Source organism: Streptomyces sp. NPDC091972, from assembly GCF_044756385.1.
Lineage (GTDB): Bacteria > Actinomycetota > Actinomycetes > Streptomycetales > Streptomycetaceae > Streptomyces.
This window is the reverse complement of the sequence record NZ_JBIVSV010000010.1, coordinates 221892-248887: the sequence shown is the minus strand read 5'-3', so window position 1 is coordinate 248887 and position 26996 is coordinate 221892. Positions and strand designations below refer to the sequence as shown.

30 protein-coding genes are annotated in these 26996 nt (G+C 72.1%); 13 read left to right on the top strand and 17 right to left on the bottom strand.

From position 1 onward, the window contains the following. Positions 1–21: 21 nt before the first annotated feature. The gene (locus ACIQJT_RS28215) at positions 22–1008 is read left to right on the top strand and encodes an endonuclease/exonuclease/phosphatase family protein (protein ID WP_402648344.1); all 987 of its coding nucleotides are present in this window, start codon (positions 22–24) and stop codon (positions 1006–1008) included. Here the strand turns inward: ACIQJT_RS28215 and ACIQJT_RS28210 are convergent. Continuing rightward, entirely contained in the window at positions 998–1477 is a 480-nt protein-coding gene (locus ACIQJT_RS28210; RefSeq protein ID WP_402648134.1) for a GNAT family N-acetyltransferase, read from the bottom strand. The genes ACIQJT_RS28215 and ACIQJT_RS28210 overlap by 11 nt on opposite strands. Beyond that, the gene (locus ACIQJT_RS28205) at positions 1474–2409 is read right to left on the bottom strand and encodes an aminoglycoside phosphotransferase family protein (protein WP_402648132.1); all 936 of its coding nucleotides are present in this window, start codon (positions 2407–2409) and stop codon (positions 1474–1476) included. The genes ACIQJT_RS28210 and ACIQJT_RS28205 overlap by 4 nt, the downstream gene beginning before the upstream one ends. Here ACIQJT_RS28205 and ACIQJT_RS28200 point away from each other — a divergent pair. Then, positions 2408–3061, top strand: coding sequence for a rhomboid-like protein (locus ACIQJT_RS28200; RefSeq protein ID WP_365452353.1), 654 nt, complete (start codon positions 2408–2410; stop codon positions 3059–3061). The two genes, ACIQJT_RS28205 and ACIQJT_RS28200, sit on opposite strands and share 2 nt — an antisense overlap. 11 nt (positions 3062–3072) lie before the next feature. After that, entirely contained in the window at positions 3073–4470 is a 1398-nt protein-coding gene (locus ACIQJT_RS28195) for an NAD(P)/FAD-dependent oxidoreductase (protein ID WP_402648129.1), read from the top strand. 78 nt (positions 4471–4548) lie between these two features. Here ACIQJT_RS28195 and ACIQJT_RS28190 read toward each other — a convergent pair whose 3' ends face one another. From ACIQJT_RS28190 to ACIQJT_RS28180, 3 genes are all read right to left on the bottom strand, one after another. Continuing rightward, positions 4549–6030: an MFS transporter gene (locus ACIQJT_RS28190; protein WP_402648126.1), complete on the bottom strand. Its 1482-nt coding sequence runs from the start codon at positions 6028–6030 to the stop codon at positions 4549–4551. Positions 6031–6074: 44 nt separating this feature from the next. Beyond that, positions 6075–7055 (bottom strand): zinc-binding dehydrogenase, encoded by a 981-nt coding sequence (locus ACIQJT_RS28185; protein ID WP_402648124.1) that lies wholly within the window; start codon positions 7053–7055, stop codon positions 6075–6077. Positions 7056–7116: 61 nt separating this feature from the next. Then, positions 7117–8277 (bottom strand): NAD(P)-binding protein, encoded by a 1161-nt coding sequence (locus ACIQJT_RS28180; RefSeq protein ID WP_365452345.1) that lies wholly within the window; start codon positions 8275–8277, stop codon positions 7117–7119. 151 nt (positions 8278–8428) lie between these two features. Between ACIQJT_RS28180 and ACIQJT_RS28175 the strand changes: the two genes are divergently transcribed. Beyond that, the gene (locus ACIQJT_RS28175; RefSeq protein WP_365452343.1) at positions 8429–9106 is read left to right on the top strand and encodes a pentapeptide repeat-containing protein; all 678 of its coding nucleotides are present in this window, start codon (positions 8429–8431) and stop codon (positions 9104–9106) included. A 20-nt stretch (positions 9107–9126) separates the two neighbouring features. Here ACIQJT_RS28175 and ACIQJT_RS28170 read toward each other — a convergent pair whose 3' ends face one another. Further along, positions 9127–9627 carry a hypothetical protein gene (locus ACIQJT_RS28170; protein ID WP_053851287.1) on the bottom strand — a complete coding sequence of 167 codons (501 nt, stop codon included), beginning with the start codon at positions 9625–9627 and terminating at the stop codon, positions 9127–9129. 40 nt (positions 9628–9667) lie between these two features. Here ACIQJT_RS28170 and ACIQJT_RS28165 point away from each other — a divergent pair, with 40 nt between their 5' ends. After that, positions 9668–11113 carry a M1 family metallopeptidase gene (locus ACIQJT_RS28165; RefSeq protein WP_402648119.1) on the top strand — a complete coding sequence of 482 codons (1446 nt, stop codon included), beginning with the start codon at positions 9668–9670 and terminating at the stop codon, positions 11111–11113. 11 nt (positions 11114–11124) lie between these two features. Here the strand turns inward: ACIQJT_RS28165 and ACIQJT_RS28160 are convergent, their stop codons facing one another. The 4 genes from ACIQJT_RS28160 to ACIQJT_RS28145 all read right to left on the bottom strand — a co-directional run bounded on the left by ACIQJT_RS28160 (position 11125) and on the right by ACIQJT_RS28145 (position 13849). Further along, entirely contained in the window at positions 11125–11640 is a 516-nt protein-coding gene (locus tag ACIQJT_RS28160) for a GNAT family N-acetyltransferase (protein WP_365452339.1), read from the bottom strand. 29 nt (positions 11641–11669) lie between these two features. Beyond that, complete coding sequence (locus ACIQJT_RS28155) at positions 11670–12263, bottom strand: Uma2 family endonuclease (RefSeq protein WP_402648116.1); 594 nt, start codon at positions 12261–12263, stop codon at positions 11670–11672. 49 nt (positions 12264–12312) lie between these two features. Continuing rightward, positions 12313–13164 carry a helix-turn-helix domain-containing protein gene (locus tag ACIQJT_RS28150; RefSeq protein WP_402648113.1) on the bottom strand — a complete coding sequence of 284 codons (852 nt, stop codon included), beginning with the start codon at positions 13162–13164 and terminating at the stop codon, positions 12313–12315. A gap of 223 nt (positions 13165–13387) precedes the next feature. Further along, positions 13388–13849, bottom strand: coding sequence for an ATP-binding protein (locus tag ACIQJT_RS28145; protein ID WP_365452335.1), 462 nt, complete (start codon positions 13847–13849; stop codon positions 13388–13390). Between the two features lie 125 nt (positions 13850–13974). Between ACIQJT_RS28145 and ACIQJT_RS28140 the strand changes: the two genes are divergently transcribed. Further along, a complete protein-coding gene (locus ACIQJT_RS28140; protein ID WP_365452333.1) occupies positions 13975–14811 on the top strand; it encodes a helix-turn-helix transcriptional regulator in 837 nt (278 codons plus the stop codon). Next, a complete protein-coding gene (locus tag ACIQJT_RS28135) occupies positions 14808–15011 on the top strand; it encodes a DUF397 domain-containing protein (protein ID WP_365452331.1) in 204 nt (67 codons plus the stop codon). Before ACIQJT_RS28140 ends, ACIQJT_RS28135 begins: the two co-directional genes overlap by 4 nt. Positions 15012–15070: 59 nt before the next feature. Here the strand turns inward: ACIQJT_RS28135 and ACIQJT_RS28130 are convergent, their stop codons facing one another. Further along, complete coding sequence (locus tag ACIQJT_RS28130; RefSeq protein WP_037709701.1) at positions 15071–15646, bottom strand: TerD family protein; 576 nt, start codon at positions 15644–15646, stop codon at positions 15071–15073. 169 nt (positions 15647–15815) lie between these two features. Here ACIQJT_RS28130 and arfB point away from each other — a divergent pair, with 169 nt between their 5' ends. Both arfB and ACIQJT_RS28120 read left to right on the top strand, forming a co-directional pair. Beyond that, a complete protein-coding gene (arfB, locus tag ACIQJT_RS28125; protein ID WP_053848704.1) occupies positions 15816–16253 on the top strand; it encodes an alternative ribosome rescue aminoacyl-tRNA hydrolase ArfB in 438 nt (145 codons plus the stop codon). Positions 16254–16411: 158 nt separating this feature from the next. Next, the gene (locus tag ACIQJT_RS28120; RefSeq protein WP_402648341.1) at positions 16412–17254 is read left to right on the top strand and encodes a sigma-70 family RNA polymerase sigma factor; all 843 of its coding nucleotides are present in this window, start codon (positions 16412–16414) and stop codon (positions 17252–17254) included. On the opposite strand, the gene ACIQJT_RS28115 is transcribed toward ACIQJT_RS28120, so the two are convergent. Both ACIQJT_RS28115 and ACIQJT_RS28110 read right to left on the bottom strand, forming a co-directional pair. Further along, the gene (locus tag ACIQJT_RS28115; RefSeq protein WP_402648106.1) at positions 17251–17721 is read right to left on the bottom strand and encodes a GNAT family N-acetyltransferase; all 471 of its coding nucleotides are present in this window, start codon (positions 17719–17721) and stop codon (positions 17251–17253) included. The genes ACIQJT_RS28120 and ACIQJT_RS28115 overlap by 4 nt on opposite strands. Positions 17722–17763: 42 nt before the next feature. After that, complete coding sequence (locus ACIQJT_RS28110; RefSeq protein WP_365452576.1) at positions 17764–18309, bottom strand: flavin reductase family protein; 546 nt, start codon at positions 18307–18309, stop codon at positions 17764–17766. 324 nt (positions 18310–18633) lie between these two features. Between ACIQJT_RS28110 and cdgB the strand changes: the two genes are divergently transcribed. Both cdgB and ACIQJT_RS28100 read left to right on the top strand, forming a co-directional pair. Further along, the gene (cdgB, locus tag ACIQJT_RS28105) at positions 18634–20289 is read left to right on the top strand and encodes a diguanylate cyclase CdgB (protein ID WP_365452323.1); all 1656 of its coding nucleotides are present in this window, start codon (positions 18634–18636) and stop codon (positions 20287–20289) included. Between the two features lie 121 nt (positions 20290–20410). Beyond that, the gene (locus ACIQJT_RS28100; protein ID WP_365452321.1) at positions 20411–21355 is read left to right on the top strand and encodes a CBM35 domain-containing protein; all 945 of its coding nucleotides are present in this window, start codon (positions 20411–20413) and stop codon (positions 21353–21355) included. Between the two features lie 3 nt (positions 21356–21358). Here the strand turns inward: ACIQJT_RS28100 and ACIQJT_RS28095 are convergent, their stop codons facing one another. The 3 genes from ACIQJT_RS28095 to ACIQJT_RS28085 form a co-directional block, all read right to left on the bottom strand. Further along, a complete protein-coding gene (locus ACIQJT_RS28095) occupies positions 21359–22288 on the bottom strand; it encodes a 1-phosphofructokinase family hexose kinase (RefSeq protein ID WP_402648338.1) in 930 nt (309 codons plus the stop codon). Positions 22289–22370: 82 nt separating this feature from the next. Next, a complete protein-coding gene (gene nagA / locus ACIQJT_RS28090; protein WP_402648102.1) occupies positions 22371–23582 on the bottom strand; it encodes an N-acetylglucosamine-6-phosphate deacetylase in 1212 nt (403 codons plus the stop codon). Further along, positions 23582–24526: an ROK family protein gene (locus ACIQJT_RS28085; RefSeq protein ID WP_402648100.1), complete on the bottom strand. Its 945-nt coding sequence runs from the start codon at positions 24524–24526 to the stop codon at positions 23582–23584. The genes nagA and ACIQJT_RS28085 overlap by 1 nt, the downstream gene beginning before the upstream one ends. 169 nt (positions 24527–24695) lie before the next feature. Between ACIQJT_RS28085 and ACIQJT_RS28080 the strand changes: the two genes are divergently transcribed. After that, positions 24696–25904 carry an extracellular solute-binding protein gene (locus tag ACIQJT_RS28080; protein ID WP_402648335.1) on the top strand — a complete coding sequence of 403 codons (1209 nt, stop codon included), beginning with the start codon at positions 24696–24698 and terminating at the stop codon, positions 25902–25904. A 33-nt stretch (positions 25905–25937) separates the two neighbouring features. Continuing rightward, on the top strand, positions 25938–26171 hold the full coding sequence (locus ACIQJT_RS28075; protein WP_053848713.1) for a DUF3263 domain-containing protein: 234 nt from the start codon (positions 25938–25940) through the stop codon (positions 26169–26171). 3 nt (positions 26172–26174) lie between these two features. On the opposite strand, the gene otsB is transcribed toward ACIQJT_RS28075, so the two are convergent. Next, positions 26175–26996 (bottom strand): trehalose-phosphatase, encoded by an 822-nt coding sequence (otsB, locus tag ACIQJT_RS28070; protein ID WP_402648097.1) that lies wholly within the window; start codon positions 26994–26996, stop codon positions 26175–26177.

The following is a 26996-nucleotide window of genomic DNA, read 5'->3' as shown; positions in this document are numbered from 1 at the left end:
GCCGCCGGCTCGGTGACCCGGCTGGTCCGCGCCTGGTCCGGGCCGGGCCCCTGGCGACGCGGCCCGCTGCTCACGGTGTCCGCGCTGCTGCTCGGCCTGCTCCTGCTGCTGCACGGGCGGATCACGGACCGTGGCGGCCTCGGCAGCCTGGTGGAGACGTTCCTGCCGTGGTTCGGGCTGTTCGTGCCGGTGCTGCTGGCCGGGGCGGTGTGGCGGCGCTCCGCCTCCGCGACGGTCGCTCTGCTGCTGCCGGCCACGGTGTGGCTGAGCCTGTTCGGCGGGCTGCTCGGAGACCGGTCCCACGCGGGCGGCGACCTCGTCGTGGCCGGCCACAACGTCGGCGCCGACAACCCCGACCCGGCCGGCACCGCCCGCGACCTGGCCGCGTCCGGGGCGGACGTGCTGGCCCTGGAGGAGATCACCGCGCAGGCCAGGCCGGTGTACGAGAAGGGGCTGGCGAAGGCGTACCCCCACCACACGGTGCTGGGCACGGTCGGGCTGTGGAGCAGGCTGCCGCTGTCGGACGTCCGGCCGGTCGACACCGAGACGGACTACGGGCCGCTGGCGGAGACCAGGGCGGCCGCCGACCGGCTTCCCTCCAACCGCGCGCTGCGCGCCACGGTGGCCACGGGCCGGGGCCCGCTCGCGGTGTACGTGGCCCATCTCGGGTCCGTACGCGTGATGCCCGGGACCGGCTTCTGGACCAGCAGCCGGGACCGCAACGCGCAGGCGCTCGCCCGGGCCGTCGCCGCCGAGCCGAACAGGCGGGTGGTGCTGCTCGGCGACCTGAACGGCACCACGGACGACCGCGCCCTCGCCGGCCTCACCGCACGGCTGCGCTCGGCCCAGGACGAGGCCGGCAAGGGCTTCGGCTTCACCTGGCCGGCGACCTTCCCGGTGGCCCGGATCGACCAGATCCTGGTGCGCGGGGTGCGGCCGGCAAGCGCCTGGGTCCTCCCGCCCACGGGCAGCGACCACCGCCCGGTGGCGGCCGCGCTCACCTGGTGACGCCGGCCGCCTCGGTGAGGGCTTCGTCGGTGAGGCGGTACACCGTCCACCCGTCCTGGGGGCGGGCGCCGAGGGACTCGTAGAAGTCGATCGCCGGGGTGTTCCAGTTCAGGACGGACCATTCGAGGCGCTGGTAGCCGCGTTCGGCGCAGATGCGGGCGAGTTCGGTGAGCAGGGCCTTGCCGTGGCCGCCGCCGCGGGCCGCGGGGCGGACGTAGAGGTCCTCCAGGTAGATGCCGTGGACGCCGCGCCAGGTGGAGAAGTTGAGGAACCAGACGGCGTAGCCGACCACCGTGTCCGTGGCGTCGGTCGCCACGTGGGCGTAGGCGGCGGGGCGGGGGCCGAAGAGGGCCTCGTGGAGCTGCTCCTGGGTCGCCCTGGCTTCCGGCAGGGACTTCTCGTAGTCGGCGAGTTCGCGGATCAGGGTGTGGATCGCGGGGACGTCGGCGGGGGTGGCGGGGCGGATCACGGCTGTCGGCTCCGGTGGGTGCGCAGGCGGTGGGCGATGTCCAGTTGGCGGGGTTCGAGGGGGCGGCCGTCCTCGATGTCCCAGAGGGCGTTCTGAAGGAGGCGTCCCATGGTCCAGGCACGCGCGCGTGCGCGGTCCAGGCCGAGGACGTCGGTCATGGCGTCGAAGCGCCAGAGGACCTCGTCGGGTTCGTAGCGGTTGTCGAGGGCGGGCCAGAGTTCGAAGCCGGGGTCCCCGGCGAGGGGTTTGGGGTCGATGGCGAGCCAGGGGGCGCGGTCCGCGGCGAGGACGTTCTCGTCGTGCAGGTCCCAGTGCAGGAGCCGGTCGCCGGGTTCACCGACGACCTCGCGGACGGCGGCCGCGCAGTCGGCGACGGTACGGCGGACCGCGGGGTCGGGGATGCGTCGCAGGGCGGCCGGGGTCTCGTCCAGCATGGCCCGCGCGATGTCCCCGAGCCGGCGCATCCCGGCTGGGGCGGGCCCCGCGGTGAGGCGGGCGAGGAGACCTGCGATGACCATAACCGCGTCCCGGGTGCCGGGCAGGGTCGACAGCATGCGGGCGGAGTCGAGGCGTTCCAGGAGCATGGTGTGGGTGACCGGGTCGTGGTCGAGGAGGCGGACCGCCCCGTCGCCGTCCCACCGGCGCAGGGCGACGGGTTCGCCGGCGCTCTCCTCGTCGAGGAGTTGCAGCTTGAGGGCGGCCCGGGTGCCGTCCTCGCGGCGGACGACCGGCAGGACCAGGGCGGCGACCCCGTGCATCGGCGGGCCGTCCGGTGTGAGTTCCCAGCGTTCCAGGAATTCCTCGATCAGCGTCGGCAGTCCGGCGATGAACTCCCGGCCCCGGTCGCCGTTGTAAAGCTCCTGGGCCGCCGCCAGTTCCTCCGGGATGTCGATCACGTGCCGGACCCTACCGGCGTGCGTGAATCGACTCATGCGAATCAACCGGGGTGTCCACAGGGTGTGGGCGTACGTCCGCAGCGCCCCCGGCACCTGTGTGTGGCTGGCGGTCCTCTTCGTGACGACGGTGGCGCTGCACCACATGTCGCCTGCGTTCGAGGAGCAGTTCCTGCGGCAGCGCTCGACCAACATCCACGAGCTGTCGAGCAATCCGGTGCGGGTGCTGGTCTCCAGCGCGATGTGGATCGACAGCGGGCACTGGCTGCCGTACGTCGTCCTCTACTCCCTCTTCCACGCGCCGGCCGAGCGATGGCTGGGCACCGCGCGCTGGCTGGCGGTGTGCGCGGCGGCGCACGTCCTGGCCACGCTGATCAGCGAGGGCGCGCTGCTGTGGGGGATCCGGCACGGGATGGCACCCGCCGCCGCGGTCAACACGCTGGACATCGGGGTGAGTTACGCACTCGCGGGCGTGGTCGCGGTGCTGGTGTACCGGATTCCGGAGCCGTGGCGGTACGTCTACGGGTTCGCGGTCCTCGTCGTGTACGCGGTGCCGCTGGTGACCGGGCGGACCTTCACGGATCTCGGGCACTTCACCGCGGCGCTGATCGGTTTCGGGTGCTTCCCGCTGGTCGCCGGGCGGGAGAAAGCACGGAATCCGAAGGAGACAGCGGGTGTGCCGGCGGGCTAACGTCCCAGGCCATGAGCAGCAGGACCGTGAACGGCGGCATCTCCTTCTGGTACGCGGACGACGGCTACCCGAAGGCGCGGGAGCCGCTCGCCGGTGACGCCTCGGCGGACGTCGTGATCGTCGGCGGCGGGTACACCGGGCTGTGGACGGCGTACTACCTGAAGAAGGCCGTGCCCTTCCTGCGGATCACCGTCCTGGAGCAGAAGTTCTGCGGCTACGGCGCCTCCGGGCGCAACGGCGGCTGGCTGTACAACGGCGTCGCGGGCCGCGACCGGTACGCGCGGCTGCACGGCCACGAGGCCGCCGTACGCCTCCAGAAGGCCATGAACGACACCGTCGACGAGGTCGTCCGTACCGTCGCCGAGGAGGGCTTCGACGCCGGGCTCCACAAGGGAGGCGTCCTCGAAGTCGCCCGTACGCCCGCGCAGTTGGCGCGACTGCGGGCCTTCCACGAGCACGAGCTGTCGTACGGCGAGAAGGACCGTGAGCTGTACGGCGCCCGGGAGACCGCCGAGCGGATCCGGGTCGCGGACGCGGTCGGCTCGTCCTGGACGCCGCACGGGGCCCGGGTGCATCCGGTGAAGCTGGTGAAGGGGCTCGCGGCGGCCGTCGAGGCGCTGGGCGTCACGATCCACGAGCAGACCCCGGTGACGGAGATCCGGCCCAAGCACGCGGTCACGCCGTACGGCACCGTCCGCGCGCCCTATGTGCTGCGCTGCACCGAGGGCTTCACCGCCGCGCTCAAGGGCCAGAAGCGGACCTGGCTGCCGATGAACTCCTCGATGATCGCCACCGAGCCGCTGACCGACGAGCAGTGGGCGGCGATCGGCTGGGAGGGGCGCCAGACTCTGGGGGACATGGCGCACACGTACATGTACGCGCAGCGCACCGCCGACGGGCGGATCGCGCTGGGCGGGCGCGGGGTGCCGTACCGCTTCGGATCGCGCACCGACAACGACGGCCGGACGCAGGCCGGGACGGTCGAGGCGCTGCGGGAGATCCTGGTCGCCTTCTTCCCGATGCTGGCCGGGACGCGTGTCGAGCACGCCTGGTCGGGGGTGCTGGGGGTGCCCCGCGACTGGTGCGCGACGGTGACCCTGGACCGGTCGACGGGCGTCGGCTGGGCGGGCGGTTACGTCGGCTCGGGCGTCGCCACCGCCAACCTGGCCGCCCGCACCCTGCGGGACCTGGTCCAGCAGGACTCCGGCCAGGGCGGCCGGACCGAACTCACCGAACTGCCGTGGGTCGGTCACAAGGTGCGCAGGTGGGAGCCGGAACCGCTGCGCTGGCTGGGCGTGCGGGGCATGTACGCCACCTACCGCACCGCGGACCGGCGCGAGCACGGCAGCCACAGCGCCGAGTCGTCCCGGCTGGCGCGGTGGGCGGACCGGATCGCCGGCCGCCACTGACCGGACGGAGGGGCGGCTCCCGGGCCGCCCCTCCCGCGGTCACGCCCCCCTCACGCGGTCACGCCGCCGAGCCCGCGTTCACGCCACCGATTCCGGCACCGGTGCCGGAGCGGGCGCCCCGTGCCGCGGGGGCTTCGCCGTCACCATCAGACCCGCGATCAGGCCGGCCAGGAGCATGATGCCGGCGGCCCACCAGATGGCGACGGTGTAGCCGTGCACGACGCCCTCCTTGACGATCAGCGCCTTCTGCGACGGGTCGGTCAGGTGGGCGCTGATCCAGGCCGTGCTGCTGGTCGTGGCGATCGTGTTGAGCAGGGCCGTGCCGATCGAACCCCCCACCTGCTGCGAGGTGTTCACGGTCGCCGAGGTCACCCCGGAGTCCTGCGGGGCGACGCCCGCGGTGGCGGTGGAGAACACCGGCATGAAGGTGAGGCCCATGCCGAGGCCCATCAGGAGCAGGGCGGGCAGGATCTCGGTGGTGTAGGAGCTGTCCACGGTCATCCGGGTCAGGACCAGCATGCCGCCCGCCGCGAGGACCATGCCGGGCACCATGAGCATGCGCGGGGCGACGCGGTTCATCAGCCGGGCCGAGATCTGGGTGGAGCCGACGATGATCGCGGCGGTCATCGGCAGGAAGGCGAGGCCGGTGCGCACGGGGGAGTAGGCCAGCACGACCTGGAGGTAGTAGGTCATGAACAGGAACAGGCCGAACATGCCGATGACGGCGAGCCCCATGGTGAGGAAGCAGCCCGCACGGTTGCGGTCCTTGACGATGTGCAGCGGGAGCAGGGGGTGCGGCGCCCGGGACTGCCACCACACGAAGGCCGCGAGCAGCACGACACCTCCCGCGATCAGCGCGATCACCAGGGAGTCGCTCCAGCCCCGGGGCTGGGCCTCGCTGAAGCCGTAGACGATCGCGACCAGGCCGCCGCAGCCGAGCAGGACACCGGGCACGTCGAGGCGGGCGCCCGCGTGGCCGGGGCGGTCGTGCAGCAGGGCGAGGGCGCCGAAGACGGCGATCACCGCGATGGGCACGTTGACGTAGAGGCACCAGCGCCAGTTCAGGTACTCGGTGAGCAGCCCGCCGACGATGAACCCGATCGCCGAACCGGAGCCCGCGAGCGCGCCGTAGATCCCGAAGGCCTTCCCGCGCTCCTTGGGGTCGGTGAACGTCGTGGTCAGCAGGGACAGCGCGGAGGGGGCGAGCACGGCCGCGAAGACGCCCTGGAGGGCGCGGGCGGCGAAGAGCATGCCGGAGCCGGTGGCCGCGCCGCCGAGCGCCGAGGCGGCGGCGAAGCCGACCAGGCCGATCACGAAGGTGCGCTTGCGGCCTACCAGGTCGGCGATCCGGCCGCCGAGCAGGAGCAGCCCGCCGAAGGCCAGCGTGTAGGCGGTGATCACCCATTGCCGGTTGCCGTCGGACATGCCGAGGTCCTGCTGTGCGGAGGGCAGCGCGATGTTCACGATGGTCGCGTCGAGGACGACCATCAGCTGTGCCAGGGCGATGACCACCAGGCCCCACCAGCGGCGTGGATCTTCACCTGTCCGGGTGACACTCATGGGGTCAGAAGACCATGCATCGGTACGGGTCGCATCTGGGCGTGTCATGGCTCCAGGACCACCTTTCCGGTCGTGCCGCGGGTCTCCAGCGCCCGGTGGGCGGCGGCCGCCTCGGCGAGCGGGAAGCGTTGTACGGCGGGGGTGAGACGGCCCGCGGCGGCTTCGGCCAGGGCGCGCAGTTCGAGGGTGCGGATGGGGTTCGGACCGCCGGCCTTCTGGGCCATGACGGGTCCGAGGACCTGCTCGGAGACGCCGTCGACGAGGTAGGGGCCGCCGTCGTGGATGCCCTCGCCGGACCAGCCGAAGACGATGTGCCGGCCGCTGTCGCCCAGGAGGGCGACGCTCTCGCGGGCGATCTCCCCGCCCACCCCGTCGAAGACGACGGTGGCCGGTCGGCCCCCGAGGAAGGCGCGGACCTTCCCCGGCCAGGAGGGGTCCGTGTAGTCGACGGCGAGGTCGGCGCCGTTGGCCTGCACCCGTGCTGTCTTCTCCGGTCCGCCCGCGAGGCCGACGACGGTCGCCCCGGCGTTCTTCGCGTACTGCACGAGCAGGGTGCCGATGCCGCCGGCCGCCGCCGGGACCACGACCACGGAGTCCGGGCCGAGCGCGGCGAACTGCACGATCCCCATGGCCGTTCGGCCGGTGCCGATCATGGCGACGGCCTGAGCGAAGTCGAGGTTCGCGGGGATCTCGTGGACGCGGTCGACATCGGTGACGGCGAGTTCGGCGTAGCCTCCCGGGGCGAAGCCGAGGTGGGCGACCACTCGTTTGCCGAGCCACAGTCCGGCGACGCCCTCGCCGAGGGACTCGACCGTGCCGGCGACCTCGCGGCCGGGGATGGTGGGCAGCACGGCCGGCCGGGGCGCCGGGCCCTGGTGGCCCTCGCGCAGGGCGGTGTCCAGCAGGTGGACGCCCGCAGCTCGTACGGCGATACGGACCTGGCCGGGCCCCGGCACCGGGTCCTCGGTCCGCTCGTAGGTCAGGTTCTCGGCGGGGCCGAAGGCGTGCAGGCGGATGGCGTGCATGGGAGGAACCCTCCTGTGTAGGTGTGCGCCCCTGTTGCAGGTGTGCGCCCAGCCTCCGACCTCAAGCATGCTTGAGGTCAAGGGCGTTGCGGCCCAGCGCCAGCGACACGGCGGTGAGCGCGCTGTTGAAGGAGACCTCCGAGAGCACTCCGGGCGCCGCGACCTGGTCGCCCGCGAGGTAGACGCCGTCGCCCCGGTCGACGGCCGGCCGGTCGCGCCAGCTCGTGCCCGGCAGGTCGACGGCTCCCGTACGGCCGCTCGCGACGGACTCGCGCCGCCAGGTGACCCGCTCGCGCCAGCCGTCGAAGGCCAGGTCGAGCAGTTCCTCCGCGCGCGCGATCCCGTCGGCCTTGGTCTCGTGCGGGGCGATCGGGATCTGCCCCTGGAGGAGCTGTTCGCCCGCGGGGGCCAGGGTGCGGTCCTGGGCGGTGAACCGCTCGATCCAGCCGGGGGCGTCGAGGTCGGAGACCGCGAAGGCGTCGCCGCGCCGGGTGCGCAGCGCGAGGTCGATCAGTGCCGTACGGCCGCTCGGCCAGGTCAGCGAGTCGTCGCGGAGGAGCCGGCGGGCCGCGTCGAGGGAGGTGGCGACGACCACGGGGGTGTCGGTGGGCAGGGCGTCGACCCGGGACAGCGTCTCCATCCGGACGCCCAGGTTCCAGGCGCGGGCGGCCATCCGGTCGACGACGGCGGCCCAGCCGCCGCGCGGGTAGTGCGCCTCGGGCGGCAGCTTGGTGGCGCGCCGGAGCCGCTCCTGCACGAACGCGGCGGACAGGGCGCCCGGGTCGTGGTGGAAGAGGGCGACGGCGGAGTAGTGGGCGGCGGCGCGGGCGCCCTCCTCGCCGGCCTGACCGGTGGCCCACGACATGAAGTCAACGTCGACAGGCGCCTGTTGGGCACTGCGGCGCAGCAGCTTCAGCATCGCGAAGGGCGGGGTGCGGCGCAGCGCGCCCTTGTGCCGCAGACGCAGCCGGGCCGCCTCCAGGGGCGGGAGCGGGGCGAGCGGGCCGATGAGATCGCGCTGCTGGAGCCAGGACCAGTGCGGGCCGCCGTTGTAGAGGGCGTGCGGGCCGTCGTTCGTGCGGTACGGCCCCTCGGCGGTCCTGGCCCGGCCGCCGAGCGTGTGGTGGGCCTCGTACACGGTGACCTCGGCGCCCGCCTCGGCGGCGGTGATCGCCGCGGTCAGCCCGGCGAGGCCGCCGCCGATGACGGTGATGCGGTGCATGGCTGTTGATCTCCCTCTGCTCGGGGTCGTGTCTTCGTCGCGTCCTGGTCGTGTCCTCGTCGGTATGACTCATCGAGGGCGCCGGAATGTGACATGGGGGCTGTCGCCGCAGGTCAGGGGGTTTGTCAGTGGCGGGGTGCAGGATGGGGCCATGGTGAGCCGAGGGACGGGCGCGGGCAGGGTGAAGGGGGCGCGGCGGCCGGAGGTGCGGCTGCCGCCGCTGGAGCCGTACGGAGGCGGGGGGCTGGAGCCGGACGGGGACTACGACGGCCTGGAGTTCCTGGAGGCGGACTTCGCGGGGCAGGACGGGGCGGGCGCCCGCTTCATGGACTGCGCGCTGAGAGGCTGCGCGCTGGACGAGGCCCGGCTCCACCACGCCCGCTTCCTCGACTCGGTCCTCACCGGCCTGCGGGGCGTGGGCACCGACCTCGCGGAGTCGACCCTGCGGGACGTCGAGGTGGTCGACGCGCGGCTGGGCGGGGTGCAGTTGCACGGTGCCGCGCTGGAGCGGGTCGTGATCCGGGGCGGCAAGATCGACTATCTGAACCTGCGCACGGCGGTCCTGAAGGACGTCGTCTTCGAGAGCTGCGTCCTGGTGGAACCGGACTTCGGCGGCGCCCGCCTGGAGCGCGTGGAGTTCGTCGACTGCGCCCTCAGGGGCGCGGACCTCACGGCGGCGACCCTCAAGGACGTGGACCTGCGCGGCGCCGCGGCACTGGAGATCGCCCGGGGCGTGGACCGCCTCGCGGGAGCGGTGATCAGCCCGTCACAACTGCTGGATCTGGCACCGGTGCTGGCGGCGGCGGTGGGGATCCGGGTGGAGGGCTGACCGGAGCCGGCCCTCCTGGATCACTTGACCCTCGGGAAGCGTGCCTGGAGGGTCCAGATCGCCGGGTTCTCGTCCAGGTCCTCGTGCAGGTCGACCAGGTCGGCGATCAGGTCGTGCAGGAAGTCGCGGGCCTCCCGGCGCAGGTCCGCGTGGGAGAAGGTGAGCGGGGGCTCCTCCGCCGGCATCCAGTCGGCCTCGATGTCCACCCAGCCGAAGCGGCGCTCGAAGAGCATGCGGTCGGTGGACTCGGTGAAGTCCAGTTCGGCGTGCTGGGGGCGGGAGGCGCGGGAGCCCGCGGGATCGCGGTCGAGGCGTTCCACGATGTCGCACAGCGCCCACGCGAAGTCGAGCACCGGCACCCATCCCCAGGCTGTGGACAGTTCCCGGTCCTCCCGGGTGTCCGCGAGGTACACGTCCCCGCAGAACAGGTCGTGCCGCAGCGTGTGGACGTCCGCGCGGCGGTAGTCGGTCTGCGGGGGGTCCGGGAAGCGGTTGGAGAGGGCGTAGCCGATGTCGAGCACGTAGGCGATGGTGTCACGCGCGCCTCATAGGATCACCGGCGTGCCCCGATCCGCGTCGTTTGCCGCCCTGCGCATTCCCACCGCCCTGCGAATCCTCACCTCCCCGCGTATCCCCACCGCCCTGCTCCTCGTGGGAGCCCTCGCCCTCACCGCGTGCGACGGCGGAGTGCACGGCACCCCGGGCGGCTCGGGCCTGCGCGACCCGTACTTCCCGAAGGCGGGCAACGGCGGCTACGACGTCAGCCACTACGACCTCCGCCTGGCCTACGACCCGGACACGTCGAAGCTCTCCGGCACCGCGACCCTCACCGCCCGCGCCGGCCAGGACCTGACCGCCTTCAACCTGGACCTCGACGGCCTGGACGTCGAGAAGGTCACCGTCGACGGCGCGGGAGCCCGCTGGAACCGCACGGGGCAGGAGCTGACCGTGCGCCCGCACGACGACCTCGACGAGGGCCGCGTCTTCCGCGTGACCGTCCGCTACTCCGGCACCCCCGGGACGATCACCGACCCGGACGGCTCGCGGGAGGGCTGGCTGCCCACCGAGGACGGCGCGGTGGCCCTCGGCGAACCGACCGGCTCGATGGCCTGGTTCCCCGGCAACCACCACCCCTCCGACAAGGCGTCCTACGACCTCACGATCACCGTGCCCGCGGGCCTCCGGGCCGTCTCCAACGGCGAGTTGCCGGCGAGCAGGACCGACGGCGGCCGTACGACGTCCCACTGGCACACCGCCGAGCCCATGGCGAGCTACCTGGCCACCCTCGCGATCGGCGACTACGACGTCCAGCGCTCCACCCTCGCCGACGGCCTGCCCGTGTACGTCGCGGTCGACCCGGCGGAGGCGGCCGCGAGCCGCAAGGTCCTGGGGCTCCTCCCCTCCGTGATGACGTGGGCGCAAGAAACCTTCGGCCCCTATCCCTTCTCCTCCACCGGCGTGATCGTCGACCGCGCGGGGGACGCGGAGTACGCCCTGGAGACCCAGAACCGCCCCTTCTTCCCCGGCGCTCCGGACACCGGCACCCTCGTCCACGAACTCGCCCACCAGTGGTACGGCGACTCGGTCACCCCGAGGACCTGGCGGGACATGTGGCTCAACGAGGGCTTCGCGACCTACGCCGAGTGGCTGTGGGCGGAGGACCACGGCGGCGACAGCGCCCAGGAGACCTTCGACGCCCTCTACGACCACGGCGAGGACGAGTACGACGACCTCTGGTCCTTCCCGCCCGGCAAGCCGTCCGACGCCGCGCACCTCTCCGACACCCCCGTCTACCAGCGCGGCGCGATGGTCCTCCACAAGATCCGGCAGCGGCTGGGCGACACCGCCTTCATGGCCCTCCTGCGCGACTGGCCCACCACCCACCGCCACGGCAACGCCGACACCGAGGACTTCACGTCGTACGTCGAGGACCTGGCCCCCGACGAGGACTTCGGGCCGGTCTGGGAGGAGTGGCTGTACGGGGAGGGCAAGCCGGACCGGCCGTGACCGGCGGGGACCTAGCCCAGCGCCTTGCGCAGCACCGAGCAGGGGCGGGCCAGTTGGCGGTCCGTGCGGTGGGCGATCACCTCGTAGCCGAGGGCGGTCCAGAAGGCGAGGGCTTGGTCGTTGCCGTCGAGGACGGCGAGGCGTACGGCGGTACGGCCCTCGGTGCGGAAGCGGTCCTCGACGAGCGCGGCGAGCCGTCGGCCGTAGCCCTGCCGGTGCACCGCCGCGTCCACCATCAGCAGCCCGATCCACGGGTCCGGGTCGGCCGGGTCCGGGTGGTGGGCCAGCGTGACGGCCACCCCGACCAGCCGGCCCTCGCTGCGGGCCAGCAGGACCTCCGCGTCCGGATGCGCGAGCTCCTCGGCCAGCGCCCCCGCCACCTGCTCCGGGCGGATGTCCTGCGGGTCCGGGAAGTCACCGCTGAGCGCGAAGAACTCGTGGTTGGCGGCGTACAGCGCGGTGAGCTCGGTCAGCAGAGGACCCGGGATGTCGTGGTCGGGGGTGAGGTCGAGGGGGGTGAGGAGCATGCCGGGCAGAGTAGTTGACGCTGTGCTGCCTAGTCCTTGTAGCGCGGCAGGCCGTCCGTGGAGATGGTCCAGTCGCCGATGGTGACGTCCTCGCCGTAGACGAAGTCCTTGCGGGTCGCGTAGCGCGGTCCGTCGGGGGTGGGGTGGATGTCGGTGAGGACGGCGCCGGTGGCGGTGCGGGGGTCGAAGATCGCGTAGACGGGGATGCCGATCAGGGGGTAGTCGCGCATCTTGGTGACCCAGTCGTTGTCCGGGTTGGACCGGGAGACGATCTCGATGGCGGCGATGACTGTGTGCGGATCGACGGGTCCCTCGACGTTCAGGTCCGCCCATGCGATCACCGTGACATCCGGATGCCGCTTGATGCCCTCGGGCTCGTGCTCCACATCGGGAGTGCCGTTGTGCGCCAGAAGATCGTCCGGCATGACCTTCTCCAAACGGCGGCTGACGTGTGCGGCCGTGACCTCGTGGAGCCCTCCCGGCGACATCATGTCGTGGACGATTCCTTCTTTGGTGATCTCGAACTTGCCGGGAACGGTGTCGTCGATGGATTCGACGAGGTCCCGCATGGCGCGGTAGACAGACGAGCTCTTTCGGTGCGCGTCGTCCGGTGCGATGGCCATGGCGCTCGCTCCTCGTCTGTGCCCGGCGGCAAGGATCGTCGCCTTCATGCTAGGTGGCCTCCGGAAGATCGCATCGGCAGTCGCGGCAGCGGCCCGGTTCCGGGGCGCGGAAGGCGCGGTCGCAGCCGTCGCAGGTCTGGAGCCGGTGCCGGACCTCCGGGAGTGGGGCCGGGGGCCGGATCGGGGGCAGGGGTGGCAGCTGGGCGGTGAGGCGGTGGGCCAGCAGGGCCGCCGGGCGGTGCAGGAGTTCCATGGGGAGGCGCGCGGTCAGGGCGTCCCGTACGTCGGTGGGGGTCAGGTCCCGTTCCAGCCAAGCGGCGACCCCGGGGGCCAGGTGTTCCGTGTCCGTGGCCGAGAGGAGCAGGCGGGGGTCGTGGCGGCGGAGCGTGGCGAGGAGTTCGATCGCCCGCTGGATGAGCGCGGGGGCGGGGCACCCCGGCTGCGGTACGGCGGGCAGGAGCTTCTTGCGGGGCGCCGGTTGCCGTTTCCCCGGCGGCCCCGGGGCCTGGTCCTCGCCGGTCCGGCCGCGATGGCCCGGCCGGTTGCAGGAGACCGTGCGGGAGACGATGCGGCCGCCGGGGACGCGTTCGCGGGTGCGGCGCAGGTAGCCGTGGGTCTCCAGGTCCCGCAGGGCGGCGGCGATCCGGTTCCTGCCCTCGGGGAAGCGGGTCGCGAGCGTCTTGATGTCCACGGGGGCACCGGCGGGGAGGGACTGGATGTACAGGGCCAGCCCTCTGGCGACGAGCGAGAGCTCCGGGTGCTGGGCGAGGTGGTTGCCGATCACCGTGAAGCGTTCGGTGTGACGGGCGTTCTCATGAACGAGGCCACCCGCGTGGGGGTGGTTTTTGCCCGCGGTACGGGACTGGGCGGGCGTCGGCGCGCTAGGGTTTTGCGTGTCCATCGGGAAGGTGTCTTCTTCCTTGGTGGTCAGGCCCTCGCATCGGGATGCCAGTCCCCGCGAGGGCCGTTGTATGTCCGCAGCAGGTCTGCGGTTGTGTCGCGCTGAGCGTAGAGCAAGCAACCCGGCCGAAATCCAGTTGAGTTGGCGATGTTCACTCGGGCGAGTGAGGCTAGTGAGCTGCGACTTCGAGGCGGGAGGAGGGGTGGGGCTTGGTGGGTTTCTTTCAACCTTGAGTTCTTTGGGAAAGGCCGCCTGTGCCACCGAAGTCCGGGTTCTCGGGACGCGGTGAGACATCGATTTCCGCCCACACCGTCTTGCGGGGACGGGGTCCCTGCGCGACACCCCAGCGGTCGGCGAACGCGTCCACGAGCGCCAGTCCCCGACCCGACTCGGCCTCCGGCGCCGGGGGTTGGACACACGGCAGACGGTCACCCCGGGTGTCCGTGACCTCGATGCGCAGGGTGCCCCCGACGACGTACAGCGTCACGCGGAAGTCGCGTCCCGGGACCCGGCCGTGCGTGGCCGCGTTCACCGCCAGCTCCGCCACGATGTGCTCCGCGGGGTGCAACGGCAGGCCCCACTCGCGCAGTTGCTCCGTCGCCAGCAGTCGGGCCAGGCGGGCTCCGCGGGGCGTGGGGGAGAGCAGGACGCTGAAGTTCCTGATGACGGCGGTTTCTTGATTCACGTCACTCAGCGTGGCGGCGCTCGCTTACCGTGAACAGTGATGGAGTCGATACGTACGGTGACTGTCCGGAGGTTGTCCGGTCGTGTCCGGGCTGTCGGAGGTCGTCGCAAGGGTAGGGGCGCGGGATGAGTGTGGACGGCGAGACGGTCGACCCGGACGACGAGTGGGGAGTCGCGGTCATCGCGACGGTCGGGAGGCAACTGAGGCTGCGACGCGAGGCCGTGGGGATGCGGGCCGCGGAGTTCGGTGAGGCGGTCGGGTACGGCGAGGACCTCGTCTACAAGATCGAGGGCGGCAAGCGGATTCCCCGGCAGGAGTATCTGGACAGGGCGGACGAGGTGTTGGGGGCCGGCGGGCTCCTCTCCGCGGCCTGGGAGGACGTCAAGAAGGTCCGGTATCCCAAGAAGGTCCGGGAACTGGCCAAGCTGGAGGGGCAGGCCGTCGAGATCGGGGTGTACGAGTCCAACAGCGTCCATGGGTTGTTGCAGACGGCAGAGCATGCTCGGGCTCTGTTCGAAGCAGCACAGCCGCCGTATTCGCAGGACGACGTGGAGCGGATGGTGGTCGCCCGCCTGGCCAGGCAGTCCGTCTTCGATCGTGACCCGGCTCCGTCCATCCACTTCGTGTTGGAGGAGTCGGTCGTACGTCGGCCGGTCGGAGGCACAATGGTGTGGCGACAGCAGCTCGAACGTCTGCTGGAGGTGGGGATGTTGCGCAGCGCCAGGCTTCAGATCATGCCGACCAACAGCGACGCCCACCCCGGTCTGGACGGCAAGATCGAGCTGCTGAAGTTTCCGGACGGGACGGCCGTGGGACGGTCGGACGGCGCCTTCAACGGCCGCCCTATCACCGACCCGAAACAACTCCGCATCCTTGAACTGCGGTATGGCACCATCCGGGCTCAGGCCCTCCCGCCACGGGAGTCGCTGGCTTTCATCGAGCAACTGCTGGGAGAGACATGATCCGCAAGCCCGCTGCCGGGGACACCTCCGAGCCGGTGTGGTTCAAGAGCAGCTACAGCAGCGGCACGGACGGCAACTCCTGCGTCGAGATCGCGATAGCACCCCGCACGGTCCACGTCCGCGACTCCAAGAACGACACCACCGGCCCGCGCCTGGCCTTCACCCCGGCCAGCTGGACCGCGTTCGTGTCGCGGACCTGACGCCGGAGCCCCCGGCCGGTGCGGCCGGGGGCTCCCGCTCAGCTCAGCGCGGCGACACGTCAGACGTTGACGCCGAAGTCCTGCGCGATGCCGACCAGGCCGGACGCGTAGCCCTGGCCCACCGCGCGGAACTTCCACTCCGCGCCGTTGCGGTACAGCTCGCCGAAGACCATCGCCGTCTCCGTGGCCGCGTCCTCGGAGAGGTCGTAGCGGGCGATCTCGGCGCCGCCGGCCTGGTTCACGATGCGGATGTAGGCGTTGCGGACCTGGCCGAAGTTCTGCGAGCGGTTCTCCGCGTCGTAGATCGAGACCGGGAAGACGATCTTGTCGATGTCGGCCGGGAGACCGGCCAGGTTGACGTTGATCGCCTCGTCGTCGCCCGCGCCCTCGCCGGTGCGGTTGTCGCCGGTGTGAACGATGGTGCTGTCCGGGGTCTGCTTGTTGTTGAAGAACACGAAGTGGGCGTCGGAGTAGACCTTGCCCTGCGTGTTGACCGCGATCGCGGAGGCGTCGAGGTCGAAGTCCGTGCCGGTGGTCGTGCGGACGTCCCAGCCGAGGCCCACGGTGACGGCGGTCAGGCCCGGAGCCTCCTTGGTGAGCGAGACGTTGCCACCCTTGGACAGGCTTACAGCCATTGTTGGGAGTCCCTTCCCTCGTTATGTAACGGGCACGAAGCTACAGCTACCTCTATGAACGCCGCGAGTGGTGTCGAAGGTTCCCCGCTTCTTTACTTTCTTTACCCAAGCGGAGGCGGGCGGCGGAGGGGCGATATTGGGGTGACGTGGACTGGTCAGAGGCGGGAACATGGACCCCATGTCCGGTCCTTACGTCATCCGCGGCTCCGTCTCCCTGCCCGAGGCCGAGCTCATGTGGCGTTTCTCGCGGTCGTCCGGTCCGGGCGGTCAGCACGTCAACACCAGTGACTCCCAGGTGGAGCTCCGCTTCGACCTCGCCCGCACCGAGGCCCTGCCCGAGGTGTGGAAGCAGCGGGCCCTCGCCAAGCTGGCCTCGCGGCTCGTCGACGGGGTCGTGACCGTCCGCTCCTCCGAGCACCGCTCGCAGTGGCGCAACCGCGAGACCGCGGCCGTACGCCTGGCGGCGCTGCTGGCCGAGGCGACGGCGCCGCCGCCGAAGCCGCGCCGGCCCACTCGGATTCCCCGTGGCATCAATGAGCGCCGGCTGCGGGAGAAGAAGGCGCGGTCGGACACGAAGCGGGGGCGGTCGGGGCGGGACTGGGGGTAACAGCCCGTCTGTAGGGCGCGGCGCCGTCGTGGCTTGTCGCGCCCACGCGGCGGAGCCGCATATCGATACAGCCCCGCGCCCCTGAAGGGCGCGTCACATTCTCGCCGTCTCATCCGTCAACTCATCGACAGGTGACGACGAGGAGAGCGGTGACCCCCATGCGCGACGAGGACTTCCTTGCCGAGCGGTTCGAGGCGCACCGCGGGCGGCTGCTGGCCGTGGCACGGCGGATGCTCGGGCCGGCCGGCGAGGCGGAGGACGCCGTGCAGGAGGCGTGGATGCGGATGAGCCGCTCGGACACCACCCACGTCGACAACCTCGGGGGCTGGCTGACCACGGTCGTCGGACGGGTCTGCCTCGACATGCTCCGCGCCCGCAGGTCCCGCGCTGAACAGCCCCTGGAACCCGAGGCACCGGTCCCGGCCACCGTCCCCGACCCCGAGCAGGACGTCCTCCTGGCCGACTCGGTCGGCGGCGCCCTCCTCGTCGTCCTCGACACCCTCACTCCCGCCGAACGGCTCGCCTTCGTCCTCCACGACCTCTTCGCCGTCCCGTACGACGAGATCGGCGGCGTCATCGACAAGTCCCCCGCGGCCGTCCGGCAACTCGCCAGCAGGGCCCGGCGCCGCGTGCGGGGCGCCCAGGCGGCCGAGGCGGATCCGAGGCGGCGGCGGGAACTCGTCGACGCCTTCCTCGCCGCCGCGCGCCAAGGCGACTTCGAAGGGCTGCTGGACGTCCTCGACCCGGACGTCGTGGTGCGCACGGAGGCCGGGGTTACGGCGGGGGCGCTCGCCGTGGCCAAGGGCGCCTGCGGCTACGCGCGGCACATCACCGGTGCCGTCGTCCCGGCTCTCGTCGAGGGCCGCACCGGCATCGCGCTGCTGCGGGTCGGCCGGGTGGAGCGGACCCTCGCGTTCACGTTCGTACACGACCGGATCGCCGTGATCGACATCACCACGGACCCGGCGACGGCCGCGCGTTCGGACGTCACCCTCCTCTAGGCGAGGCCCAGGACCCCCACCGTCTCTCCCTCGCTCAGCTCCCCGGTCCGGCGGAAGCCCAGCTTCAGGTAGAACTCGGCGGGGCCGTCCGGGCCCTCGTGCCAGGTGACGTACAACTCCTTCGTGCCCCGGCGGCGCAGCTCCGCGGCGACGGACTCGACGGCGAAACGGCCGTAGCCACGGCCCTGGGCGTCGGCCGCGATGTTCAGGCGCCACAGGCCGGAGCGGCGCACGGTGCCGCCGTCGGCGCGCCAGTCGATGTCGAGGAAGGCCATCAGGAAGCCGACCGTGCGGTCACCGTCGACGATCAGCCGGGGCCAGGCCACGCCCGGGGGATGGACGTACGCCTCGGCGAGGGACTGCATCACGGGGGAGACCGCGAATTCCTGTTCCGGGCGGACGCGTATGGCGGTCGCCGTTTCGAAATTCCCGGGTGTGACCTCTTCGAGGCGGGGTGCGAATGTCATCCGGGGACCTTAGGGCGGACCGGTGGCGCACCGCCACGGAATTCATCCCAACTGCCGGTACCGGCCGCGGAAATAGGTCAGCGGGCCGCCGTCCGCGCTCGGCACGTCGGCCGTCAGGACGCGGCCGATCACCAGGGTGTGGTCGCCCGCCTCGACGCGCTGCTCGGTGCGGCACTCCAGGGTGGCGAGGGCGCCGCCCACCAGAACGGCGCCGGTCGCCGAGCCACGGACGTACGGGATGTCCTCGAACAGCAGGCGGTCGCTGATGCGGCCCTTCATGGCGAAGCGGCCGGCGATGTGCCGCTGGCTCTCCGACAGGACGGACACCGCCCACAGCGGCTGCTCGTCGAGCAGGTCGTCCATGCGGGAGCCGGTCCGCAGGCTGACCAGCACCAGAGGCGGGTCCAGGGAGACCGACAGGAACGCCGTGGCCGTCATGCCGACGTCCTCGCCCGTGGGTCCCTCGGCGTCGAGCGGGGGCTCGAACGCGGTCACCAGGACCACGCCCGCGGCCAGCCGGGACATGGCGGCGCGGAACTCGTCGTTGCTCACCCCCACAGCATGCCCGGAAGCGGGCGGAGGGATCATCGGGACGGTGGGGGAGGCGGTGTTCGACACGCCGGAAACGCTAGTCCCGGGGCCGCGCCCGCCGCATCGGGCCTTCGCCCGAGACCGGACCTAGGTCTCCCGGCGGGCGGCCTGCCGGAACCTGCATAATCGCCCGAAATTTGCGTGCGGTAAACGCACAGGAAAAACACAGAAACCCCGCTCAATTGCTCATCTTTCGCTGTGACTTGAGTCACAAGAGGTGCCAATTGTTGACCCTGTGTACCGGGCGGGCAGCGCGCTGTGATTCAGTGGCTGGACAGATGACCCTTGATTCACTGCGAGGTCTCGGGGGGAGGGCGAGCAATGGAGAGCGAGTCGGAGCCGTACGTCCGCCTTGCGTCCCTGCGACAACTGCACCAGGTCATGGCCGACATGAACACGGCCCGCAGCCTGGCCGACACACTGCAGACCGTCGCGAACGGCGTGGTCACCGCACTCGGCTACGAGCTGGCGTGCGTCAATCTCGTGCGTCCCGACGGCGATCTCGTGGTCGCCGCCTTCGCCGGGAACCAGGCCGCCGAGGCGCTGATCACCGGCCGGGTGGGCTCCCGCGAGTCGTGGGAGCGCCGGCTGAGCATGGGGGAGACCTGGGGCGACCTGGTCTTCATACCGCACACCGAGGGCTGGATCCTCGACGACGACGACGTCCCGCAGTGGTACACCGACGGCCCCGCGCCCCGCTTCGAGGACGAGTGGCACCCCTCCGACCGGCTGTTCGCGCCGATGTACACGCCGGGTGTGCCGGGCGGCCAGTGCGGCGAGCTGATCGGCGTGCTCTCCGTGGACCGGCCGCGCAACGGCCGCAGGCCGGGCGCCTGGGGCCGCGAGGCGCTCCAGATGTACACGTTCCAGGCCGCCATCGCGATCAGCAACGCGCGCCTGCGCGCCAACATGCAGCGCGCGCTGGTCAGGCTCGAAAGGGAGCAGCAGGCGCTCAGGGCCAGCGAGGAGAGCTTCCGACAGGCCTTCGAGTACGCCCCCTCCGGCATGGCCATCGCCGAGATGGGCGGCGACCAGCACGGCCGGATCCTGCGCACCAACGACGCCCTGTGCCGCCTCCTCGGCCGCCCCGCGTCCGCGATGCGCCGCTACGCCTTCTCCGACCTGGTCCACCCCGAGGACATAGGCACCCTGCTGCGGACCTCGGCGGAGGGCGGACGCGCCGAGCTCCGCCTCGGGCGCCGGGACGGCACCTACGTCTGGGTCTCCCTGCGCAACTCGGTGGTCGCCGACGCCGCCGACGGCCCGCGCTTCCTGCTCACCCACGTCGAGGACATCGAGGAGCGCAAGCGCCGCGAGCTCCAGCTCGCCCACCGCGCCTCCCACGACTCCCTCACCGGCCTGCCGAACTCCGCCGAGCTGCGCTCGCGGCTGTCCTCCCGGCTCTGCCAGCGCCCCACCCACACCGGCGCCCTGGAGCCCGTCGACGCGGCCTTCGGGCACCCGGCCTTCGACGCGGGCGGCCACGGCTTCGACTTCCGGCAGGGCGGCGCCGAGGCGTTCGACGCCTTCGACCACCATGTGCACACCGTCGCCCCCGAGGGGGAGCGCGACGACGGCACCAAGGGGCTCGCGGTGCTCTTCTGCGACCTCGACGGCTTCAAGTCGATCAACGACCGGTTCGGGCACAACGCGGGCGACGCGGTGCTCATCGAGGTCGCCCGGCGGCTGTCCCAGTGCGTGCGCGACGGCGACACCGTGGCGCGGCTCGGCGGCGACGAGTTCGTGATCCTCGCCGACGGCCTCGGCAAGGCCGACGCGGCGGACCTCGCGGTGCGCCTGCGCAACGAGATAATCCAGCCCATCCGGGCCGAGGGACGGGCCGTGCGGGTCGGTGCCAGCTTCGGCATCGGCTGGGCGCACTGCGGCATGACCGCGGACGAGGTGCTGAAGTCCGCCGACGAGCGGATGTACGTCGAGAAACGATCTCGTCCCAAACAGCACAGACGCGCGGGCTGAGCCCCAGGTCAGCGAGCCGATGCGATCCGAGTCACCCGTTTGGGCCATCTGGAGCGGGTAGGCTCGCCATTCTGACTCCACGTATCGCATCCGATCCGCACCTGTTGAGGAGTACCAAGGGATGACGTCCGGCAACAACGGCGCGAGCACGCCCGAGGACGACGACCCGTTCGGCTACCTCTACGCCGACGGCCAGGCCAACGGGGCCCAGCCGCCCTCCGGCGGTTACGGCTACCCGAACTCCGTCAACAGAGTCCGCGCGGTCGGCCAGCGCCAGTACGGGCAGCAGCAGGCACCGACCGCGCCGACCGCGGCGTACGGCCAGGTCCCGCAGCAGCAGGCCCAGGGCGGCTACGGCCAGCCCAGCGCGCACTACGCCGCCCCCGAGACCTTCCCCGGCTCCGCCCCCACCAGCCAGCAGCCCATGCCGGGCTACAGCGGCGGCGGTGGCCGCCGCAGCGGCGGCCCCAACACCAAGGGCCTCCTGATCGGCGCGATCGCCGTGGTGGCCGCGGTGGTCATCGGCATCGGCATCGCGATCGCGGGCGGCGACGACGAGAAGGGCGACACGGGCAACGAGGCGGCGACGACCCCGACGGCATCCCAGAGCTCGGAGCCGAGCGCGTCCAGCTCGGCGACAGCGGAGGCCGAGTTGCCGAAGGCCGACGCGAAGACGATGCGGCTGGAGGGCGGCACCAGCGTCGCGTCCGACGTGAAGGGAGCCCAGGCCGACGGCGGTGTCTACGTCCAGGGCTTCAACCAGGTCGGTGCCTCGGTCACCTGGACGGTCAACGGCATCAAGAAGGCCGGCACCTATCGGGTCTACGTCCGCTACAGTCTCCCCGCCGAGGACGCCAACGCGACGGTGACGGTCAACGGGAAATCCGCATCCCGGCCGCTGAACATGAAGAACTTCGGTGGGCTTCCCGCCAACGAATGGCAGGAGACCTGGGCCCAGGTCTCCCTGACCAAGGGCACCAACACGATTCAGCTCTCGTGCCAGCAGGGCAACCAGTGCAATGCCCTGCTCGACCAGTTCTCCGTGACGGAGAACGTCGACCAGTAGGACTCACGCCGCACTGGTCTCCCTCGTGACCGTGACCCGGTTCAGCAGATCCTCGTAGGTCGGGCGGTCGAAGTCCCCGGCTGTCGGGGTCAGTACGGTCGCCGCCGAGAGGGCTGCCGCGTGGGTCAGGCGGGTCGGCCAGGGGAGTTGGCGCACCAGGCCGGACAGCAGGGCCGCGACCACCGAGTCGCCGGCGCCCGTCGGGTTGCCGGACACCGGGGCCGGGAGCGTGGCGCGCCAGCGGCCCTCGGGGGTGACCGCCAGGAGGCCGTCCTTGCCGAGGGTCGCGACCACCGACCGGGCGCCCCGCCGTCGTGCGTCCTGCGTCGCGCGCAGCGGTTCGTGGGAGCCGGTCAGTTCGGACAGTTCCTCGGCGTTCGGCTTGAGGATGTCGGGGCGGGCGGCGACCCCGCGGCGCAGTGCCTCGCCGCTGGTGTCGAGGAGGACCGGGACCCCGGCCGCCTTCGCCGTGCGGACCAGGCCCGCGTACGCCCCCACCGGCACCCCCGGCGGCAGGCTCCCGCACAGGGCCACCGCCGAGACCGACGGGACGAGATCCTCGTACGCCTCCTGGAAGGCGGACCACTCCGCGGGCGTGACGGTGGGGCCCGGTTCGTTGAGCTGGGTGGTGTCGCCGGAACGCTCGTCCACGACGGCGATCGTGCGCCGGGTCGGGCCGGTGACCGGGACGAGCGCGTCGACCAGTCCGGGGACGGCGGTGAGTTGCTCCTGGACGGTGCGTCCCGTGGCGCCGCCCGTGAAGCCGGTGACCGTCACCTCGTGGCCGAGCGCGGCCAGCACCCGGGCCACGTTCAGGCCCTTGCCGCCGGGGCGCTCGACGACCTCGGAGACCCGGTGGCTGGCGTGCGGCCGCAGCGACCGCACGCGGTAGGTGATGTCGAGAGCGGTGTTCAGCGTGACCGTGAGGATCACCCGGGCCGACCTCCCCCGAAGACGGACGGACATGTGCCCGTCCAGTCTCCCAGGATGATCCCGGACCCAACAGCGGGACAGATCACCCCAGTTGGGGATCGACCACCCATTCACCCCGGCGCATGACGCCCTTGAGGTCGAATTGATGGTCGAGGAGGACCAGGTCGGCGTCCTTGCCGGGCTCCAGGGACCCGATGCGGTCGGACATGCCCAGCAGCCGGGCCGGGTTGGCGGAGATGGCCGCGACCACGTCCTCGACCGGCAGCCGGTCGACGGTCACCGCCCGCTTGAAAGCGCGGTCCAGGGTCAGCGTCGAGCCGGCGATCGAGCCGCCCTCGACCAGCCGGGCGACGCCCTCGCTGACCTCGACCTCCAGGGGGCCGAGCATGTAGCGCCCGTCGCCGAAGCCGGCCGCGTCCATGGCGTCCGTGATGAAGGCGACCCGCCGCGCACCCGCGTGGTGGAACGCCAGCTGGAGGGCGGCCGGGTGCAGGTGGGTGCCGTCGTCGATGAGCTCGACCGTGATCCGCTCGTCCTCCAGGAGGGCGGTGATGGGGCCCGGGGCGCGGTGACCGAGCGGCGGCATCGCGTTGAACAGGTGGGTGGCGACGGTCGCGCCCGCCTCGATCGCCTCGACGGTCTGCTCGTAGCTCGCGTCCGTGTGGCCGATCGCCGCGATGACCCCGTGTTCGGCGAGCAGCCGCACGGAGTCGACGCCGCCGGGGAGTTCGGTGGCGAGGGTGAGCATCCTGGCCTGACCGCGCGCCGCGTCGATCAGCTTGCGGACCTCCGCCGGGTCGGGGTCGCGCAGCAGGTCCTCCGAGTGCGCGCCCTTGCGGCAGGGGGAGATGAACGGGCCCTCGAAGTGGATGCCGGCGATGTCGCCCTGCTCGGCGAGTTCGCTCAGCAGGCCGGCCCGGTGGGCGAGGAAGTCCATGTCGCCGGTGACGGTGGAGGCGACGAGGGTGGTGGTGCCGTGGGCGTGGTGTGTGGCGATGCCCTTGAGCACGTCCTCGATGGTGCCCGAGGTGAAGGAGGCGCCGCCGCCGCCGTGGTTGTGCAGGTCGACGAAGCCGGGCACGAGCCAGTGGCCCGAGACGTCGGTCCGGCGGGCGTTCTCGGGTGCGTCGGCGGCGATGCGGGTGCCGTCGATGACGACCTGGCCGTCGTCGACGGTTCCTGTGGGGAGGACGACGGTCGCGCCGGACAGGACGAGGGGGGTCTTGTCCGTCGCGGGGTGCGGGTGCGGCGTGGCGTGTCGCGCAGTTCCCCGCGCCCCTGGGGGAGTTGCCATCAGGGCGTTACCTCCGAGCTGTCCGTCGTGTCGAGGAGATCCCAGGCCAGGAGGCCCGCGCCCAGGCAACCCGCCGTGTCGCCCAGGGCGGCCGGGACGATCGTCGGGAGCTTCTGGAAGGTGACCCGGCTGCGGACCGCCTCCCGCAGCGGTGTGAACAAGGTTTCCCCCGCCTCCGCGAGGCCGCCACCGATGATCAGGGTGCGGGGGTCCAGGAGGGTGAGGGCGGTGACCAGGCCGTCGGCGAGGGGGTCCACGGCGCGCTGCCAGATCTCCCGGGCCTTCGGGTCCTCGGCCTCCACCGCCTTCGCGCAGTCCGCCGCGTCCGCCGCCGGGTTCCCGGTGGCCGCGGCCCAGCCCTCGCTGACCGCGGCCGCGGAGGCGTACCGCTCCAGGCAGCCGCGCTGGCCGCAGGGGCAGGGCGTGCCGTCCGGGCGTACGACGACATGGCCGATCTCGCCCGCGAAGCCGTGGGCGCCCCCCTCCACCCGGCCGTCGATGCCGATGGCGCCCGCGATGCCGGTGCCCAGGGCGACGAAGAGGAAGCGGTCGGTGCCGCGGCCGGCTCCGATGCGGCCCTCGGCGAGGCCGCCGGTGCGGACGTCGTGGCCGAGGGCGACCGGGACGCCGCCGAGGCGCTCGGCGAGCAGGGTGCGCAGGGGGACGTCCCGCCAGCCCAGGTTGGCGGCGTAGGCCGCGATGCCCCGGTCCTCGTCGACGATGCCGGGGACGGCGACGCCGGCCGCGTCCGCGGGGGCGCCGAGGTGCTCGGTGCCGTACGCGCGCAGCTCGGCGGCGAAGTCGAGGATGCCGTCGACGACCGCGTCGGGTCCGCGCTCGCGTCCGGTCGCCCGGCGGGCCCGGTGCAGGAGCTCGCCGCCCGCGCCGACCAAGGCCGCCTTCATCCCGGTGCCGCCCACGTCGAGGGCGATGACATGTCTCACGGGGGACAGTGTGACCCGTTGACCCGCAAGAGGTCTAGTCCACTCACGTGGTGTAGACCTTACTTCTGAGATATGTATGACTTTTCGAAAGTTTTCGAACGTGAGTTTGGGGCGGTTGTCGGTGCGGCGGCGTAGGACGGGAACGATCGCGGCGGTGTCCGCACTGGGTATGACGGCAGTCCTCGGCGGCTGCGGCCTGGGCGGCGGGTCGGACGAGGTGACGCTGAGACTGGTCGCCGCCGACTACGGCGACAGCGCGGCGAACAGCTCCCGCAAGTACTGGGACAAGCTCGTCCAGGAGTACGAGGCGAAGCACTCCGGCGTGAAGATCGACGTCAGCGTCTACTCGTGGACCGACGTCGACCGCAAGGTCAAGGAACTGGTCGACGCGGGCGAGGCCCCCGACATGGCGCAGATCGGCGCCTACGCCGACTACGCCGACAAGGGCCTGCTCTACAAGGCGGACGAACTGGTCGGGATCCGGGAGCAGGCCGACTTCGTCTCCCAGCTCGGCTCCGCGGGGCGGATCAACGGGATGCAGTACGGCATGCCGTTCGCCGCGTCGACCCGGCTGCTCTTCTACAACAAGACCCTGTTCGCCGAGGCCGGGCTCACCCCGCCCACCACGTGGAAGGAGCTCGCCGCGGACGCCGAGGCGCTCAAGGCGGACGGGGTGAAGTACCCGTACGCGCTGCCGCTCGGCCCCGAGGAGGCGCAGGCCGAGACCATGCAGTGGCTGCTGAGCGGGGGCGGCGGGTACGTCGACGACGTCGGCACGTACGGCATCGACTCCGAGGAGAACGTCGCCACCCTGACCTGGCTCAAGGACGACCTCGTCGGCAAGGGCCTGACCGGGCCGGTGGCGCCCGAGAACCTGAACCGGGCCGCCGCGTTCTCGGCGTTCGCCGCCGGGGACGTCGGCATGCTCAACGGGCACCCCTCGCTGATGAAGATCGCCGCCGAGAAGGGGGTGAAGTTCGGCATGGTGCCCATGCCCGGCGCCGACGGGCCGACCAGGAACTCCATGGGCGTCGCCGACTGGATGATGGCCTTCCGGCAGAACGGCCACGCCGAGCAGGTGGGCGACTTCCTCGACTTCGTCTACAGCGAGAAGAACGTCCTCGCGTTCTCCCGGGAGTACGACCTGCTGCCGGTGACCAACTCCGCCTCCGAGGTCATGAGCGCGAGCTCCCGGGACGCCGACCTCAAGCCCTTCCTGGCCGCGCTGCCCTCCGCCGAGCTGCCGCCGGTGGGCAAGACGTCCTGGGCCTCCGTCAGCGCCGCGGTGAAGAAGCGGATCGGCGCCGCGGTGAGCTCCGGCGGGAGCCCCACGCAGGTGCTGCGCGTCCTCCAGCTCACCGCGCAGAACGCGGAGTAGTCGCTGTCGGTGGCGGGGGTTACGGTTCCGGGCATGGAGCATGCGGGACTCGACCGCCGGGAGCGGGACATCCTCGCGCTGGAGCGCCGCGGTTTCGCGGGCCCCGGCGCCAAGGAGCGGGCGATACGTGAGGAGCTGGGCCTGGCGCCGGTCCGCTACTACCAGCTCCTCAACGCCCTGCTGGACGACGAACGCGCGCTGGCGCACGACCCGGTGACGGTCAACCGGCTGCGCAGAGTGCGCCAGGCCCGGCGCGAGGAGCGCTGAGGGTCAGGCGAGCCGCTCCGCCAGGGCCCGCAGCAGGCCCACCACGCCGGCCGGGCCGTCCACCACCAGGTCGGCCCGCTTGCGCAGCTCGGTCACCTCGTCGCTGCCGCTGCACACCAGGAGTCCGGCGGTGCCGGCGGTACGCAGTTCGTCGACCGCGGAGAAGGCGGGCAGGTCGCCCAGGTCGTCGCCGGCGAACAGCACGGACCGGGCGGAGACCTCGCGGGCGTGCTCCAGCAGGGCCACCCCCTTGTCCACGCCCGGCGGGCGGAGCTCCAGGACCAGACGGCCGGGTTCCACGATCAGGCCGTTGCGGGCGGCCAGGTCGGTGAGGGGAGCGCGCAGGGCCTCGAAGGCGGCCTGGGGGTCGGCCGCCCGGCGGGTGTGGACGGCCACCGCACGGCCGCCCTTCTCCTCCAGCCAGGCACCGGTCCCGGCCAGGAGCGCCGGCAGTTCGGCGCGGACCGCCGCCACGCCGGGATGCGGGGCGGGGGCGGTGACCTGGCCCGTCGCCGCCTCCCAGCGCTCCGCCCCGTAGTGGCCGAGCACGGTCAGGTGATCCAGGCCCGGGACCCCGGCGAAACCGCCGTTGCGCACCGCGACCGCGGCCGGGCGCCCGGTGATCACCGCCACGGACGCCACCTTCGGTGCCAGGGCCGCGAGCGCCGGCACCGCCTCGGGGTGCGCGACCGCCTTCTCCGGGTCCGCCACGATCGGCGCCAGCGTCCCGTCGAAGTCGAGCCCGATCACGGCCCGCCGCGGTTCGGCGAGGATCGCCCGCAGACCCTCCTCGCCGGCCGTCGTGAGAGGCGTGGGAAGGTTCAT